We start from the raw sequence: 15,559 nt of genomic DNA on the forward strand, positions 1-15,559 counted from the left end.
GCAGTCCCGTTCCCTGTTCTCCAAAAACATTTCCCTGGTCGTCTTCAGGAAATTCCCTGTTCCTGAAGTAGGGAATTCTCCCGAAACCCACTGATTTTACGCATGTTTTCACGAGCGCTCCGGGGTGCTTCCCTGTTATTTTACAGAATTTCCCTGTAGATCGCGGGTTATCAGGGAAATCCGGCCCAAGGGTACTGTTGCATTTGGCAAACGGAGACGGCGGCGGATTTCAGCCACGAAATCTACCCTGTTCCTGAAACGGAGACGCAGCTTGGCGCCAAAGCCCGCGTTATGTGGGGCTTTGCGCGAAGGTGAGTGTACTTTACTCTAATTGGGGGTGTGGCTGGCGGAGAGAGAGTCCTTATTCCGTCATGTCGGGCCATTATACATGCTTGTTTTCAATGTAAAAATTAAATTCGCGTGCAGCACTTTGTGCAGCAAAATGTGCAGCACTTTTTTTATGTAGAAGCATGACATTCCTGGTGTCGGCTGGTGAACGCGGCAATGTCTCTATCTATATACGGTGCATGTGCGCTGCTCACAGATCGCCCTAAGGGACGTTCAAGACTTTCCTCAAGTTTTCGGACCCCGATGTCGTACTGCACTCGCAGATAACTTCTATTGTCGAATATGTAACCGCGCAATCAAATCGTGCTGATTGGCCCGTTTTTCCCGTAAGCACCTTGACCCGATTCCGGCCCCCCGTCAGAAATTCAGAGCAAGGCAAGCGCCAAACATGCGCACCATGAAAGCCACTCGAAAGTCCGACCTCCTCAGTGATCAAGCCTGCAAGATTTTCAGGCTCAAGATCCGACATTTCCAATCTCAGATCCGCCGCGAGGGACATTATGAAAACGTACGATCAAAGTACATTTCTATCCATGATTAAGCAGGGTGAACACACAGACCTGGAAAACGCTTCGCTCATTTCTGTGGATTGCTCCAATCAGGATCTTGCTGCGGTAAATTGGAAACGGGTGAATGCGGTTGATTGTCAGTTTCGATCCTCCGACCTGTCCGGCTCTGTTTTCACACATTGCAAGATGACAAACACAGGATTTGAAGCTGCGGAAGGATGCGATGTAAAGTTTGATCTCTGCAACTTGGCCAACTCTAATTGGCGAGGGGCGTCCCTATCAGGGTCTTCTTTCACGGAGTGCAAACTGACCGGAGCCAATTTCAGTGAAGCACGCCTGCTGGGAGCTTCATTTCAGCATTGCATCCTCAGAGAGGTATTCTTGCGAAATGCGTCATTCCGTAAACAGACGCTTGAAGGGCTCGATTTTGAAGGTGCCGATCTTGACGGAGCAGATTTTCGCAATGCGATTTTTGATGATTGCAGCTTGAGGTCAGCATCGCTCAGATTAGCCAAGTTTTCTGGAGCCGACCTGAGAGGCTGCGATCTGGGTCAGATACAATTGTCGGATGCTGGTATACTCAAAGGAGCCATTGTATCGAAATCACAAGCCACTGACCTCCTCGGAGGGTTGGGCATATCTGTCCTATAGGCGCCTAGAGGCATTGTATTGCGGGACCGTGTGCAGACACTATTCGGCACCAGCCAGCATGAATGGATCAGGGATTCTCGTCGATCTCAGAATAACGCTTCGTCATCCCAATCTTTTCTTATGGAGAATCCCATGGAGCTGGCGAGGGCTGATAATTGTGTATCGAGTATTTTTGCTCCGTAGATATTTCGCGCGCCCCAAAGATCGGTTCCAATGAGCTCCCCCCTGGAGAAATCAATCTCACCAAGATCGGCATTGGAAAGATCACATGCCTCGAAAACGCTGCCGATGAATGAGGCGCCAATACAGTCCGCGTCGGAAAAGTCACATTCCACGAAATGGGTGTGATCAAACACGGCACGATTAAGCCGCTTGCTTGCGAAGGTGACTTTCCTTGCGATGCTCCGCCGCAACGAAAATCGGCAGATCCAGGACTCCTTCGCGATATGACGCGAATACTCACACGTGCTCAGCTGGGTTTGATCCATCAGACAATTGTCAAATTCGCAATCAGACAAATCACATCTTGAGAAGATTACACGGCTTAAATCGCAATCGATAAATCGCGCTCCCTTGAGATTCATTCCCGAGATCACGGAGGGCGACTGTCCAGGCGCGTTGAAATTGCAATTCACGAAAGTGCAATCCTGAAAGTTTCCTTGATCGATCTTCACGGAATAGAATTCGCAGGAATCGAATGTTGTCGACTGGGCCTCACAATTTGCGAGGGAGGAAGTTTCAAAAATCACCCGTTTTAACAATCTGTCGGATAGCAGAGCTGTAAGCGTGAGATTGGAAATGACGCCAAATTGAACAGTGTCCAGACCGGTAAAGTCCGCCGCGTTCATTCGCTGGTGATCTTCACCTGGGCCACAGCGATAATCGAATTCAGGATTGAGAGGGTCGAACATTATTTCGGCTCGTTCACTAAGATAGGGAGGGAAAGCTGACCGGTTGCCCCCCCTTGCGCGATTCGGATGGGTTATTCCCTTCATTCAATGCAAGACAGCTATCCGGCCAATCTGGTTGACGCTCGGGCGCGGGCGAATGGGGCGTCTGCGCGCATTGCTTTCCAGCTTGTCCCGTGAACCGGAAGCCCTGGCACATAACCGGGCGAGCCAGGCCCTGTCATTGGAAAACCGGCTGTCCGTCAGACTTCACCGATCAGGTCTTCAGCCCAAGCGCTTCCAGCACATCATGATCCAGGGCTGCATGAAAGACCCGTTCAGCGGAGCGCTCGACAATATCCGGCGCTCCCATGTCTCGTGGCACGGCGCCATAGGACGCAACTGCATGTGCCATGTTCTGCCGGTAGGACAACCACGCATCTTCAAAAGCAGGCGCCTCGCCGTGATGGGCCCTCAGCGCGTCAAGATAGTGCCGGACAAGATCCCGTTCATGTGTGCGGCGCTGGGGCACGTCCAAGGCTGTCACAATAATCCAGGACATGTCATGCGCGTAATTGCCTGCAAAACACAATTGCCAGTCCAGAAATCCGGGCCTGCCATTGCTCTCGTAAAAAATGTTGCCGCCATGAAGGTCGCCGTGAAGGAATGTATGGGGACGTGCATCCATCAGGCTCCACAAGGTCTCCAGGGATTGTTTTGCCGTCGACGAATCTCGCAATATCTGTTCGAGCAAATCACCATGCTTGCACGCCAGCAGTTCTTCCCAATGCGCGGGGCGATAGAGGTATTTCAGGAATACACGCTGTGGTTCGCGCCACTTCTCATATTTTCGCAATCGGGAATCATCCCACCAGCCGGCATGAAGCTGCGCGATTGTCTCAAGCACAGCCGCGACATCATCAGGCGATACAGCCGCCAGATTAGAGGCAAATCGCACGCCTCCCGGGCGCCTCTGCAAGTCTTCCAGAACCACAATGCCTTGGGGTGCAGCACTTGTGGCAGCATAGTAAGAATGCGGAATATTCAGCTCTATGTCAGGGGCGACTTCATTGTAGAATATCGCCTCCTGTTGCAAGGCCTGATAGACCCGCTTGCGCCAGGTGTCGTCAAACCCGCCCTTCACATAGACAGAGTCGGGGGGCGTCTGTCCGGCCTTGTTGGAGTAGGTCAGGACAAAACAGGCCGACATGGAGGTGCCCCGGTGCCCCCCCGTTCGACGACAGGTCTCAACCGTTACCCCGGGAAACTGATTCTGGAGTATGTCGGAAAGCCAGCTCGCATCAATGTCATCCAGATCAAGCGGGAGGTCGCGAGGAGATTTAATCATGTCAAATTTTGCCTGAATTGGAAGAGATACAAGGTGCACACACGATGATCAGGGCCAGGGGCAAGGCAAGTCAGACATTACGGGCGGTCCGCAGCACCCGTGCTGCTCATCCGCATGCCCGATGTTCTTGACGCGCCCGAATGGGGAAACAGCCCAGGCCCCCAGGCAAGCAACCCTCCGTCTACAAGCAATGTGGTTCCTGTCACAAAGCGGGATTCATCACTCCCGAGATACACAGCTGCATAGGCAATGTCGTTGGACTGCCCCGTATCGGGCCAGGGCTGCTTGCCCTTCATGAAAGTCTTCATTTCATCATCCGACGCAGCCGGAACCAGCGGTGTATGAATGCCACCAGGCGCTATGGCATTCACCCGGATGCGGTCTGCTGAAAGTTGTATGGCAGCGTTTTTCGTCAAATTTATAACCCCTGCCTTCGCAGCAGAATATGCCGCAGGCCCGCTTCCTCCACCCAGACCAGCGGTGGAAGACGTATTGATGATGGCTCCGCCACCCGTATTCTTCATGGCAGGCGCCCCATGCTTGATGCCATAGAATACGCCGCGCATCATGATATCGAACGTCTTGTCCCAATCTTCTGAACGCGTCTCGACTATGGGACTCATGGCCCCGCCAACACCGGCATTGTTGAAGACAATATCAAGCCGCCCAAACGCGCCCACGGCCAAAGCGATCATCGCTTCTACCTGGCTCTCTTCGCAGACATCGGTCTTTATAAATCTTATCGCATCCTCATGGCCGGCTCGTGTCGCCAAATCGAGCGTGGCCTTTCCCGCCGCCTCATTCAGATCTGCAACGACCACGGACGCGCCTTCGCGCAGATACATGAGCGCCGACGCCTGCCCCATACCGCTTGCGCCGCCGGTAATGACCGCGACCTTGCCTTCCAGTCTTCCGCCCATCGATTTCCCCTGCTCTGAGTTTCCTGGTGTTCGTCTCTCATCCATCCCAGCGTCTTCCAGACTCTCAAGCCCAGCAAGAAACTGCACCATGGATCAGATTTCGGGCTCATCTAGATCCCGCGTCAATTAATACCCTTGTTTTATTCTATCTTTCGCGGATTGCAATGATGTTCGCGTGCTGTTGCGCACGCAACCGCCCGCCCGCTCCGGCTTCGTCTTTCAGTGACCTTCCAATCCTCCTCACGGGACACCGGGGGGCTTAGATTATTTGCCAACACGAAATAAAAGGCCAACGGTGCCTTGCGGCCTTCGCCGCAGGCTCCGTTGGCAAGGTGGCCGAAGTGCGCACAAGGAGGAAACACTGCACTTCGGCGAGACTGGGCTTGGACGTGATGTGTCCAACACTCCCGATCCATGCACAATTTATCGTCGCCTTCCGCAAGAGACAATCAAAAAAGTACAAGTGTTTTATTTTATTGCTGAGATGTGAGGACTGGCAGGGCCGTAGTCTAGGCCTCGCCTTGCGTCTCGGGCGTCTCCACTCCAAGACCGTCAAGCGCCTCTGTAACGAGGATCTGGCATGACAATCGCGAGTTTTTCCGGACATCGCTGGCAAAACTCAACATGTCCTGCTCCGCCGCCGAGGCTGCTCCCATCTGGGAGAGGAAGGCCGGATCAATATAGACATGGCATGTTGCACACGCGCATGCCCCGCCGCATTCGGCCTCCAGGTCCGGGATGTCATTCTTCACAGCGGCCTCCATCAGGGTTTCACCCGTCTGGGCATCCACTTCCCGGGCAACGCCTGTATGGTCGGTAAAAGTAATTCTTGGCATGGCCGCGCATGTCTCCATTGGTCTAAATTGGGAATTCCCGAAGCGGACGGTTTCATTGTGCTGACAAGAAGCCAGCCGATATGCCCTGACAAAAGGGTCTGGAAAGTCAGTTACTGCATGGTGCTTCCACCGTTCACACTGATTACCTGGCCGGTGACGAAACGGGCCTCGTCAAGACACAGATACGACACCATTGAGGCCACTTCGTCAGGTTCGGCAGACCGACCTTTCGGGATCACCGCCTCCATTTCGGCGACGATCGGATTGTTCGCCTCCTTGGCAGCAATCACTTGCGGCGTGAGCACCATGCATGGCGCGACCACATTCACCGTAATATCGTATTGGGCATATTCTCTGGCCAATCCTGAGGCGATCGCATGCACCCCTCCCTTGGCCGCATTGTATATCGCGTGCATGACAAGCCCGTTGCGAACCGAATCTGCCCCGATGTTCACGATCCGCCCATAATCATGTTCCACCATGGACGGCAAGCTGGCGCGGGTTACCCAAAGCATGGTCCACAGATTGCGATCAATGGTCTGACGTATGGACGTCGGAGTATGATTGCGGGTCCAGTCAATTATGCCACCCCCGGCATTGTTCACCAGGATATCGACCGTGCCGAAACGCTGGATCGCGGCGCTTACAAAGTCCGATGCTGCATGCTCATCGCTCAGATCCGCGACACTGAGCAAAGGGTTTCCTCCAAGCTCCCGCCCTGCCCGGTCCAGGGCCTCCGGATCAATATCGGCCAAAGCAATATTCGCCCCTCCCGCGGACAGGCGCCTTGCCACTGCGAGCCCGATCGGGCTCGCCCCCCCTGTTATGAGGGCGGTCTTGCCATGATATTTCATGATTTTGCAGTGTCTCCCAGAGGCTCAAGCGCGCCGACCTTCCCCATTCTGGGGTCTGGCACGCCGTCCCAGTAATCAATGGATTCCAGGGATGCCGGCATTTCTCGGGGCTGGCGTGGATTGGATTCCGGAAACTCCTCCATGCCATAGCTGTATTCGATCGTCATGCCATCGGGATCGAGAAAATAGAGGAAGACCGATTCCGAAGGTGGATGCTTGCCTATTCCGTAAACGATCGGAACATCGGCTTTCTTCATCCGATTGGTAGCCTTGCCGATATCACCCATTTCCGTAACCATGAAATTGACATGATTCAGCCCCGGCTTGCCCGCTGATCCGACGCCCAGGGAATGATGAAACGGATTGGGAAAACATCTCATGAAGGTCACGATTCCCTGAATGCGGTCCGAAACCCGAAAATTCATATGATCCATGAGAAAGGCCTCTGTAGCCTCCCTGTCTGGGCTGCTGAGCACCACATGCCCGAGCCGGGCAATCTGGGTATGGGTCGGATGATAGGCTTCCGGTGCCGCTGCCATTTCGGAATAGAATTCGAACGTGGCCCCCGTTGTCGGCTCTGTCATGCGAAAGGCTCGCCCGATCCTGAGCGCCTGCGTTTCGGCGTCTGAAACCGGCGCACAGGCGATGCCAATCGATGTGAGATGCGCCTCTATGGCGTCAAGCGCTTCCGGGCTTTCCATCTCCCAGCCGATTCTCTTAACGCCAGGCACTTCATGCTCATACAGGGCAATATCGTGATGCCGGTCACTGCATCGCAGATAGGCGACACCTGAGGCGGGGCGCGCATCCATCTTCAATCCAACAAGCGTTTCATAGAAATTCACGCTGGCCTCCATATTGGTGACATTCAAACCAACATATCCGAGGCGCACATAGCGGATGGCATCGATTGACATTCCGTTTCTCCCTTTCAAGGAACGGCCCCGTCTCCCCAGAATTCATCCTGCGGATCAGCGCCTCTCCCACTATCCCAATTAAAGCAATTGTCTAAATTATTGTCCAGATCGAAACTGACACTGATTATTGATCCCTATCCGTCCAGGACCGACACTCCGCTCATGCGTGTCTTCTGGACACGCTCAGGCATGCGCCTAATCATCCACATCAACCAGATGCCGCGACTGAATCAGGCAGATGATCATCGTTACAAGGAGCAGGGGCGCGACCAGAAGACCTGCACGGCTTAATCCGAGCGACAGTTCACTCGCCGCCCCGTCTGCACCGCCCAGCGTGCCGAGATAGACGATCAGACTTGGACCAAGACCGAACCCCAGCAAGTTCATGGACAACAGATTCAAGGCCGCAAGCTTTCCGCGAAAGCGGCTCGGACTGAAGATCTGGAAGCCAATTACGGGGAGCACAGCCCAGGCTCCGCTGATCATCACAGCTACCGTCATCCAGGCCAGCAATAATGATGTATCTTCGATGCGTGGCGCAACCGGAAAAACGATGAAGGCAGCGCACGCCGCAATCAGCAAAGCGGCCGGGGGACCGGAATTCCGGTGCCTCTTCTCAATTTTCATGGCCAGCCATGGCCAGAAGAAAATGCCGAAAAGGCCCGCTGGCGCAGTTCTGAATCCAAATGCAAATCCCGCCTCTGAGGGATCAAACCCATGTTCTCGCACGAGGATTGTTGGCATCCATGTCGGCATACCCAACCCGAAGATCGTCAACAATCCGCCGCTGAGAAGGAAAGGCACATAGAAAGCCCATTTGCTGCGCAGATAGCGGCCGAAATCTCCGATACCCGTCTGGGCTCCCTCCTTGTCTGCGGAAACGCGGCGCACAGGTTCACGGACCAGGAGAAGGAAGCAGAGGGCCAGAAGCAGGCCCGGCAAGCCGACAAATACCAAAGTGAGGCGCCAGGGCGCCATCGAAAAGGTTTCCTGCAAGGGGCCGGCTATTTTTAGGACAAGGGCTCCCACGACGAAAGACCCCGTCCCCATGATGGCCCCCACCGAGGAATAGACCGCCATCGGCGTCGCCCGCTTCTCCCGAACAAAATAATCCGCAATGAGGGATACCGCCGCCGGGGTCAGTACCGCTTCCCCGATTGCAACGCCGGCCCGGCAGATCAACAGACTCGTGAAGCCCGTGGCGAAACCCGAAGCAATCGTTGTGCAACTCCACAAAACCACCCCTGCCAGCAGGAGGCGCTTGCGCTGGTATCTGTCGATCCAGTGGGCAAGGGGCAGGCCGGCCAGGGAATACAAGATGGAAAATCCTGCCCCCATCAGCAGGCCAAGTTGCACATCGCCCAGTCCCAGGTCACGGGAGATGGGATCGGCGAGAAGTGACAGGATGAATCTGTCCACAAATGATGTCGCAAACAGTAATGTGAGCAGGATAACGGCAACCCATTTTCGCCATGGCCCCTGCCCCTCTGCCCTCGATGCTACCAGACTGCTCATGCTCTTCCTTCCCGACAGATTAAAACATATGTACTCACCTGATTCACCGGTAGGCAACACTTAGATGATATGCTGCACTTGCGAGCTTGTGGGTCCACCCATCCGGCTGGGCACTGAATTTCATGCCCTTTACAAGACCTTACCTTGGGGAAGATTTTGACAGAACACGGCACAAATGCTGCAAGAATGGGCTAAATTGCGTGATGATGTGGTTATTTGTTGAGTAGCATGTTTTAACCGTATATTGTGCGCTGCAGCATGAGAGCCGGGTTTGCAGTTCGCGTGCTGGAATGAATTGACGAGACAAGGATAAGAGGCAGAAGATATGGCGGATTATGATGATCTGAACACGCGAAACCGGATCAAGGTTTCTGCAAGACGGCTGTTCGCCGAGCGCGGGGTTGAGGCCGTTACTGTTCGCGAGATTGTCGCTGCATCCGGGGCCAAGAATGGCGGTTCTCTGAATTATTACTTCAAGTCGAAAGAAGGCTTGATCCTTGAATTGCTCGCAGAAATCTTCCGGGAATCAAGTGATGGCTGGCTGATCGGATTGTCCGAGCTTGAAAAGAAGGGCGGTCCAGATTGCGTTCGCGATGTGGTCGAAGTACTTGTGCGGTGGCCCGATACGGCGACATTCACCGATCCCTCTCCCACCGCCTCCAGATTCCTCAGCAGCCTGTTGTTTACCCGCCGGCATATGGTCCGGGATTTTCTTGAACAGATGAATTTCTCGGTCTTCGCCCGCCTTCTGGCCTATATTCAACTTCTGCAATCGGACATTCCTCCCGTCGTAATGCAGCAGAGGTTGATCTATTTTGCCTGGTACATCATGTCCTCCAAGGCGGCATATGAATCCTATCAGGCGACGGGACGTCGAAACACCATCTGGACCGAATTCGATCCGATGGAGAATCTTATTGATACGGCGAGCGCCTTGATCGAGGCGCCTTGCACCCGCGCAGAAATCACCATGGCCGGGTCCACAAACGCCAAGTCAGCCGGCGGTCGACGCAGACAATCGGCGATGCTTCAGGCCCTGGATGCTGCGCTTCCGCGATAGGGCGCACACGCCCCACTTATGAGAGGCGGCGCCTCGCGCCTCCCCGGCTGCCGCCTCTTCCATTCAAGTCACGATCCAAACAATCCCGGCGAGCCCTCCGCAACCCGTACCACCGTCTTGCCAGGGCCTGGAGTCTCCAGCAGGCAGATGGCCTCGCCTGCTTTCTCGAATTCAAATACGTTTCCCAGCGGGGTGGTAATCTCCCCGTCACGCGCCATGCGTTCCAGCCTGGCATAGGCCTGGCTCTCTTCCTCGGCAGAAAATCCTCCGGAAAACACTCCGATCGCCGAATAGTTGCGCAAGACCATGTCTTGCGCATCCAGATCCAGCCATGTGCCGCTTGCAAATCCGATCAGGGCAATTCTGGCCGCTGGCGCCAGCGTGGCGAGCGCCTGCTTGGCAGTCGATCCCCCAACCGGGTCAAAGATCACATCGATACCGTGCCCCTGCGTGGCATCCATGACCGCCTCCACCCATCCTTCCTGACGATAATCAAAAACGTGATCGGCGCCAATTGACTGACAGAAGCGGCGTTTGTCTTCCGAACTCGCAAGGGCAAAGATTTCACAGCCCAGCGCCTTTGACAGGCAGATGGCGGCTGCGCCGGAACTGCCGGCCGCCCCCAGAACCAGGATGCGTTGACCACAGGCCACGGGAACGCGCTCGATCAGGCCTGCATGAGCCGTGCGAAAACCAATGGTAAATCCGGCAGCCGACTCATCCGTCATGGAGTCCGGAACCCGAAGGCATTTTCGCTCCTGCACAAAGGCATAGTCTGCCAACCCACCCCGCCACCAGCCATCGCCATAGAGGGTTATGCCCATCACCCGCTCCCCTGTCCTGAAAGCCGAGCCTGAAGGCACGGAGACCACCCGCCCTGAAACCTCCTGTCCGGGTTTTACAGGAGGCGTCGCGACGATCGGATACCGACCTTCCGTCATGAATTTGTCAGGCAGGCCGAGGCCACAGGCGGCGACTTTCACCAGGACTGAGCCCGGGGGGGGCTCCTCCCAAATATCGGTCCCTATTTGGAGCACGGTTTCCGGATCACCAAATCTGTCCGCCTTCCAGGCACGTCCCTTGAACATTGCTGCCCCCCAGTTTAGACGGACGTTTTAGTCCTTCGGGGCGGGAAGGCAAGTGATCTTGCACCGGAGAGCGCAACATGTCCCACAGAGCCGGTCAGCTTTGGCGCGGTCGCATACCGAGATTCCGGCTCAGTCTGGAAGACTGGCGGAGTAGATGACCCGTAAGATCCGGAATCCGGGCCTCAGATTTTTCCGACCAGGTCATGGAGACAGACAGGGCCGCAAGCACGTCGCCCCATTCATCGCACACAGGTACAGCCACACACATCATGTCGTCTGCAATCTCACGATCATCGATTGCCATCCCCCTTGCCCGCACTTTTGCGAGTTCTCGGCGCAGACCATCGACCTCGGTTACCGTGCGGGTCGTGGCGGATACAAAGTCACCCTCAGACAGATATTCATCAAGCTGAGTTGGCTCCAATCCCGCCAGCAACACCTTCCCAACTGCTGAACAATAGGCTTCCAGTTGCATGCCTTCCTGCGTGAAACGTGCGCTATCATCTGCTGCCCCCGGGGATTTGACCAGATAGGTCACCATCCCGTCCTCCAGAACCCCAAGATGGCCCGTCAGGCCGGTTCGATGAGATAGATGTTGCACAAGGGGCCGCGCCGTGCGTGCGAGCTGGCTGTTGAAGGTCCGACCGGCCGCCAGTTTCACGGCCGTCAAGCCTATATCATACCTGCCCCGTCCGACCCTGGCGATCATGCCCTGCCGCAGGAGTTCCGCGGCAAGCCGATGCGCCGTCGAGGTCGAGAGGCCGAGTTCGTGGCTCAAACGTGCAAATGGCGTACGTGCCCCGTCTTCAACGATGCGTTGGTACAGCGCCAGTGACCGTCCCAATGTGCAGGAATCGCGTGGAGGTGTCTCACTCATTTTCCCAAAATACAGGAAAAACACCAGGGCCACAAATTGATTATCCCACACATCTCGAATACCGACCTAAAACAATCCAACAAGAAAATCACGGGAGAGTTTATATCAATGCCAGCCCCCTATGGTAAATTGGCGCGTGAAGCTGAGCGATTAAGAACCGCCTATACATCTGGCGCGATTGCCCCCTTGCGACATGTTCTGGATCCGACGGACGCCGACACAGCTTATGCGATCCAGCGCATAAACACCGATTACTGGGCGCAGTCCGGCCGGACCGCCATAGGCCGCAAGATCGGCTTGACCGCCAAGTCCGTACAGGCCCAGCTCAGGGTGGATCAACCGGATTACGGAGTCCTCTTCTCTGACATGCAGGTAGAGAACGGCCAATATCTTGCGCCCTCGAAATGCTTGCAGCCCAAGGCTGAGGCGGAAATCGCGCTCATACTCGGCGAAGATCTGTGTGCACCTGACACATCCCCTGAAGACGTCGCGGCAGCAACCGCCTATGCGGTTGCTGCGATCGAAATCGTGGATAGCCGGATCGCGGACTGGAAAATCACGTTTGCCGACACGGTTGCCGATAATGGCTCTTCCGGATTCTTTGTTCTCGGTACGGAAAAGCACAAGCTCGAAACCCTGGATCTTTATACGTGCGGCATGGCGCTGGAGATCAATGGCGACCTTGCCTCCCTTGGGGCCGGAGCGGCCTGCCTGGGGCATCCCCTCAACGCGGCAGCATGGTTGGCCTCGACGCTTGCAGCAAGGGGCGAAGGCCTGAAAAAGGGCGACATTCTCTTGACGGGCGCGCTCGGGCCGATGGTTGCCCTGACGCCGGGTGATCATGTCTGCGCGAAAATCGGCGGTGTTGGGAAATGTGAATTCATCTATTCGGAGGCGACAGAATGAACACTCAGGTGAAAGCAGCAGTCATTGGATCGGGAAATATCGGAACCGACCTCATGATCAAGATCATCAGGAACTCCAAGATCCTGGACATGGCCGCCATGGTTGGCATCGATCCGGATTCTGACGGTCTCGCACGTGCCAGGAGACTGGGAGTCGCGACAACGCATGAAGGTATTGACGGCCTCCAGAAGCTGGAGTGCTGGAAGGACATACAGATCGTCTTCGACGCGACATCAGCGAACGCACACAAACACCATAATGACATTGTCACGGGCGCGGGAAAGGTCATGATTGACCTGACTCCCGCAGCGATCGGCCCGTATGTTATCCCTGTCGTGAATGGAGACGCCCATCTGCAAGCGGACAATGTGAACATGGTCACGTGCGGGGGGCAGGCAACCATCCCGATTGTTGCGGCAGTGTCATCGGTCTCAACGGTCCATTATGGAGAGATTGTCGCCTCGATCGCATCAAAGTCGGCGGGGCCTGGCACACGGGCGAATATTGATGAATTCACAGAGACCACCTCCCGGGGCATCGAAACGGTGGGCGGCGCCGCCAAGGGGAAGGCCATCATCGTGCTCAATCCCGCTGAGCCACCCATGATCATGCGTGATACAGTGTTCACCCTGTCGAGCGGGGCCGATGAATCTACCATCGAGGCGGCCATTCAGTCCATGGTCGAGCGCGTCAGATCCTATGTCCCCGGTTATCGCCTCAAACAGAAGGTTCAGTTCGAACGGTTCGGCTCCAACAACAAGGTCGTGATCCCCGGACTGGGAGAATTCGAGGGCTTGAAAACCAGTGTCTTCCTCGAAGTGGAAGGGGCCGCCCATTATCTGCCCGCCTATGCCGGCAATCTTGATATCATGACCTCGGCCGGCCTTGCGACGGCAGAGAAGATCGCGCTGACGCGCTTTGCAAAGGAGCAATTGCAATGACATTCGATCCAGAAAAAGGCCGTCTTTACATTCAGGACGTCACGCTGCGGGATGGGATGCATGCCATCCGTCATCAATACGGACTGGACCATGTTCGCCAGATTGCGCGCGCGCTTGATGAAGCTGGGGTCGATGCGATCGAAGTTGCGCATGGCGACGGGCTGAACGGATCCAGCTTCAATTACGGATTCGGCGCCCATACGGATTGGGAGTGGATCGAGGCGGTCGCCGAAGTCGTCCAGTCGGCGCGGCTGACAACCTTGCTCCTGCCCGGCATCGGAACCATTGAGGAACTGAAACACGCCTATTCTTCGGGCGTGCGATCCGTCAGAATTGCGACACATTGCACCGAGGCAGATATTTCAAAACAGCATATTGAAGCCGCGCGTGACCTTGGCATGGACACGGTGGGCTTCTTGATGATGAGTCACATGATTGAACCCGATCAGCTGGCGCAGCAGGCCAAGCTGATGGAGACCTATGGCGCCGAATGCGTATATGTCACCGATAGCGGCGGCGCCATGGACATGGATGACTATCGCGCCCGGCTGGTGGCCTATGATCGCGTACTTAACCCCGAAACAGAGCGCGGCGTGCATGCCCATCATAATCTTTCCCTCGGGGTTGCCAACTCGCTTGTCGCCGCACAAGCAGGCGCCATACGTGTCGATGCGTCCCTGGCAGGGATGGGGGCCGGAGCTGGCAATGCGCCTTTGGAAGTGTTCATTGCCGCCGCTGACCGGAAGGGCTGGACCCATGGCTGCGACCTGTTCAAGCTCATGGATGCCGCCGAGGATCTTGTCCGTCCCCTGCAGGACAGACCGGTCCAAGTCGACCGCGAAACCCTGTCACTTGGATATGCTGGCGTCTATTCCTCCTTCCTGAGGCATGCTGAAAAGGCCTCGGCAGACTATGGAGTCGACACGAGAGACATACTCGTTGAACTCGGCCGCCGAAGAATGGTTGGCGGGCAAGAAGACATGATCGTGGATGTGGCGCTCGATCTGGTGGGGTCGACCGCCCGATAGCCTGGTACAGGAGGCCCTGTTGCGCCGGCGCTAGCCATGCTTGCGCAACAGGGCATGCTTCAGATTGGGCAACCGGTCTGCCCCGAAATACATATCGTCTTCATCCAGAAAGAAAGTCGGGACACCGAAGACGCCTCTCGCGATCGCCTCATCCGTATTGGCCCGCAGACCTGTCCGGACCTTGGGCGCATTGGCGCGCTCAACCAGGTGCACGCCTTCCCAGCCGAGCGAATCTGCAATCCCGGCGAGCACCGCTGGATCCGCTATATCTTGATCCTGCGACCAGTAAGCCTCGTAAACCGCGCGGATCCAGGCGACGAAGTCTTTTGCATCATGTTCCGCCAGGACCATACTGACCCGCATTGCGGCTGCACTGTTGACGGGGAAAATGCTTGGCGGAAAATTCACCACCTTCCCCGTATTCCTCGCCCAATCCTGTATGTCTTTGGCGTTGTAGGCCATCTTGGCAGGCACATGCTCGCGAACATGGTAGACGCTGGAATTCACCGCATTGAATATGCCCCCCACCAGAACGGGCCGCCAGATCAAGGTCTCCCCATATTCTGCAGCCAGGGGCTGCACGCCCTCAAAACCGAAATATGCCCAGGGACTTGCGCAATCCAAATAGACTTCGATCATGCCACTCTTCTCCTTGCCGCAAATGCTTCGTGTCAGGGCCGGATCCTCAGCCCAAGGGGATCTCATAGATAGTACTTTTGTTTTATTTTGAGAGATTACTCTAGGGGTTCCCGCTTTTTTTCAACTATCTGAAATCTCTTTACGTGTTGTGTATACAGGCTTTTTCAGGATTTTTGCCGGATCGGATAATTTTTCGTCGCCCCGCATTATAGACTTATGATCCAGTATTATTCTA

General features: G+C 55.6%; 15 protein-coding genes. 5 read left to right on the forward strand and 10 right to left on the reverse strand.

The features are described from left to right. The first annotated feature begins 848 nt into the window (after positions 1–848). Positions 849–1,508 (forward strand): pentapeptide repeat-containing protein, encoded by a 660-nt coding sequence (locus HY36_RS03320; protein ID WP_081806013.1) that lies wholly within the window; start codon positions 849–851, stop codon positions 1,506–1,508. A gap of 86 nt (positions 1,509–1,594) precedes the next feature. Here the strand turns inward: HY36_RS03320 and HY36_RS03325 are convergent, their stop codons facing one another. The 7 genes from HY36_RS03325 to HY36_RS03355 all read right to left on the reverse strand — a co-directional run bounded on the left by HY36_RS03325 (position 1,595) and on the right by HY36_RS03355 (position 8,785). After that, the gene (locus HY36_RS03325) at positions 1,595–2,419 is read right to left on the reverse strand and encodes a pentapeptide repeat-containing protein (RefSeq protein ID WP_035548473.1); all 825 of its coding nucleotides are present in this window, start codon (positions 2,417–2,419) and stop codon (positions 1,595–1,597) included. A 253-nt stretch (positions 2,420–2,672) separates the two neighbouring features. Beyond that, positions 2,673–3,743 carry a phosphotransferase gene (locus tag HY36_RS03330; protein ID WP_035548475.1) on the reverse strand — a complete coding sequence of 357 codons (1,071 nt, stop codon included), beginning with the start codon at positions 3,741–3,743 and terminating at the stop codon, positions 2,673–2,675. Between the two features lie 77 nt (positions 3,744–3,820). After that, positions 3,821–4,753 (reverse strand): SDR family NAD(P)-dependent oxidoreductase, encoded by a 933-nt coding sequence (locus HY36_RS03335; protein WP_206741146.1) that lies wholly within the window; start codon positions 4,751–4,753, stop codon positions 3,821–3,823. 419 nt (positions 4,754–5,172) lie between these two features. Then, complete coding sequence (locus HY36_RS03340; protein WP_035548661.1) at positions 5,173–5,499, reverse strand: 2Fe-2S iron-sulfur cluster-binding protein; 327 nt, start codon at positions 5,497–5,499, stop codon at positions 5,173–5,175. A gap of 110 nt (positions 5,500–5,609) precedes the next feature. After that, positions 5,610–6,353: an SDR family NAD(P)-dependent oxidoreductase gene (locus tag HY36_RS03345; protein WP_035548481.1), complete on the reverse strand. Its 744-nt coding sequence runs from the start codon at positions 6,351–6,353 to the stop codon at positions 5,610–5,612. Continuing rightward, positions 6,350–7,270, reverse strand: a complete 921-nt coding sequence (locus HY36_RS03350) for a VOC family protein (RefSeq protein ID WP_035548483.1) — start codon at positions 7,268–7,270, stop codon at positions 6,350–6,352. Before HY36_RS03350 ends, HY36_RS03345 begins: the two co-directional genes overlap by 4 nt. A gap of 195 nt (positions 7,271–7,465) precedes the next feature. Further along, positions 7,466–8,785: an MFS transporter gene (locus tag HY36_RS03355; protein WP_035548486.1), complete on the reverse strand. Its 1,320-nt coding sequence runs from the start codon at positions 8,783–8,785 to the stop codon at positions 7,466–7,468. Between the two features lie 325 nt (positions 8,786–9,110). Between HY36_RS03355 and HY36_RS03360 the strand changes: the two genes are divergently transcribed. Further along, positions 9,111–9,845, forward strand: coding sequence for a TetR/AcrR family transcriptional regulator (locus tag HY36_RS03360; protein ID WP_035548489.1), 735 nt, complete (start codon positions 9,111–9,113; stop codon positions 9,843–9,845). A gap of 68 nt (positions 9,846–9,913) precedes the next feature. On the opposite strand, the gene HY36_RS03365 is transcribed toward HY36_RS03360, so the two are convergent. Both HY36_RS03365 and HY36_RS03370 read right to left on the reverse strand, forming a co-directional pair. Beyond that, on the reverse strand, positions 9,914–10,933 hold the full coding sequence (locus tag HY36_RS03365; RefSeq protein ID WP_035548493.1) for a zinc-binding dehydrogenase: 1,020 nt from the start codon (positions 10,931–10,933) through the stop codon (positions 9,914–9,916). 94 nt (positions 10,934–11,027) lie between these two features. Beyond that, complete coding sequence (locus HY36_RS03370) at positions 11,028–11,810, reverse strand: IclR family transcriptional regulator (RefSeq protein ID WP_155841681.1); 783 nt, start codon at positions 11,808–11,810, stop codon at positions 11,028–11,030. A gap of 108 nt (positions 11,811–11,918) precedes the next feature. Here HY36_RS03370 and HY36_RS03375 point away from each other — a divergent pair, with 108 nt between their 5' ends. The 3 genes from HY36_RS03375 to dmpG are packed head-to-tail and all read left to right on the forward strand — an operon-like array spanning position 11,919 to position 14,685. Further along, positions 11,919–12,716 (forward strand): 2-keto-4-pentenoate hydratase, encoded by a 798-nt coding sequence (locus tag HY36_RS03375; protein WP_035548495.1) that lies wholly within the window; start codon positions 11,919–11,921, stop codon positions 12,714–12,716. After that, the gene (locus HY36_RS03380; protein WP_035548498.1) at positions 12,713–13,657 is read left to right on the forward strand and encodes an acetaldehyde dehydrogenase (acetylating); all 945 of its coding nucleotides are present in this window, start codon (positions 12,713–12,715) and stop codon (positions 13,655–13,657) included. Before HY36_RS03375 ends, HY36_RS03380 begins: the two co-directional genes overlap by 4 nt. Continuing rightward, the gene (dmpG, locus tag HY36_RS03385) at positions 13,654–14,685 is read left to right on the forward strand and encodes a 4-hydroxy-2-oxovalerate aldolase (RefSeq protein ID WP_035548503.1); all 1,032 of its coding nucleotides are present in this window, start codon (positions 13,654–13,656) and stop codon (positions 14,683–14,685) included. The genes HY36_RS03380 and dmpG overlap by 4 nt, the downstream gene beginning before the upstream one ends. Positions 14,686–14,715: 30 nt before the next feature. Here dmpG and HY36_RS03390 read toward each other — a convergent pair whose 3' ends face one another. After that, positions 14,716–15,324 carry a 2-hydroxychromene-2-carboxylate isomerase gene (locus tag HY36_RS03390; RefSeq protein WP_035548667.1) on the reverse strand — a complete coding sequence of 203 codons (609 nt, stop codon included), beginning with the start codon at positions 15,322–15,324 and terminating at the stop codon, positions 14,716–14,718. Positions 15,325–15,559 lie beyond the last annotated feature (235 nt).

The organism is Hyphomonas atlantica corrig. (assembly GCF_000682715.1).
Lineage (GTDB): Bacteria > Pseudomonadota > Alphaproteobacteria > Caulobacterales > Hyphomonadaceae > Hyphomonas > Hyphomonas atlantica.

What these genes read in the sequence shown, in the direction of transcription:
- HY36_RS03345 (WP_035548481.1), bottom strand. Translation starts at nt 6,353, where the DNA reads ATGAAATATCATGGCAAGACCGCCCTCATAACAGGGGGGGCGAGCCCG.
- HY36_RS03360 (WP_035548489.1), top strand. Translation starts at nt 9,111, where the DNA reads ATGGCGGATTATGATGATCTGAACACGCGAAACCGGATCAAGGTTTCT.
- HY36_RS03350 (WP_035548483.1), bottom strand. Translation starts at nt 7,270, where the DNA reads ATGTCAATCGATGCCATCCGCTATGTGCGCCTCGGATATGTTGGTTTG.
- HY36_RS03370 (WP_155841681.1), bottom strand. Translation starts at nt 11,810, where the DNA reads ATGAGTGAGACACCTCCACGCGATTCCTGCACATTGGGACGGTCACTG.
- HY36_RS03320 (WP_081806013.1), top strand. Translation starts at nt 849, where the DNA reads ATGAAAACGTACGATCAAAGTACATTTCTATCCATGATTAAGCAGGGT.
- HY36_RS03335 (WP_206741146.1), bottom strand. Translation starts at nt 4,753, where the DNA reads ATGGTGCAGTTTCTTGCTGGGCTTGAGAGTCTGGAAGACGCTGGGATG.
- HY36_RS03325 (WP_035548473.1), bottom strand. Translation starts at nt 2,419, where the DNA reads ATGTTCGACCCTCTCAATCCTGAATTCGATTATCGCTGTGGCCCAGGT.
- HY36_RS03365 (WP_035548493.1), bottom strand. Translation starts at nt 10,933, where the DNA reads ATGTTCAAGGGACGTGCCTGGAAGGCGGACAGATTTGGTGATCCGGAA.
- HY36_RS03380 (WP_035548498.1), top strand. Translation starts at nt 12,713, where the DNA reads ATGAACACTCAGGTGAAAGCAGCAGTCATTGGATCGGGAAATATCGGA.
- HY36_RS03330 (WP_035548475.1), bottom strand. Translation starts at nt 3,743, where the DNA reads ATGATTAAATCTCCTCGCGACCTCCCGCTTGATCTGGATGACATTGAT.
- HY36_RS03390 (WP_035548667.1), bottom strand. Translation starts at nt 15,324, where the DNA reads ATGATCGAAGTCTATTTGGATTGCGCAAGTCCCTGGGCATATTTCGGT.
- dmpG (WP_035548503.1), top strand. Translation starts at nt 13,654, where the DNA reads ATGACATTCGATCCAGAAAAAGGCCGTCTTTACATTCAGGACGTCACG.
- HY36_RS03375 (WP_035548495.1), top strand. Translation starts at nt 11,919, where the DNA reads ATGCCAGCCCCCTATGGTAAATTGGCGCGTGAAGCTGAGCGATTAAGA.
- HY36_RS03340 (WP_035548661.1), bottom strand. Translation starts at nt 5,499, where the DNA reads ATGCCAAGAATTACTTTTACCGACCATACAGGCGTTGCCCGGGAAGTG.
- HY36_RS03355 (WP_035548486.1), bottom strand. Translation starts at nt 8,785, where the DNA reads ATGAGCAGTCTGGTAGCATCGAGGGCAGAGGGGCAGGGGCCATGGCGA.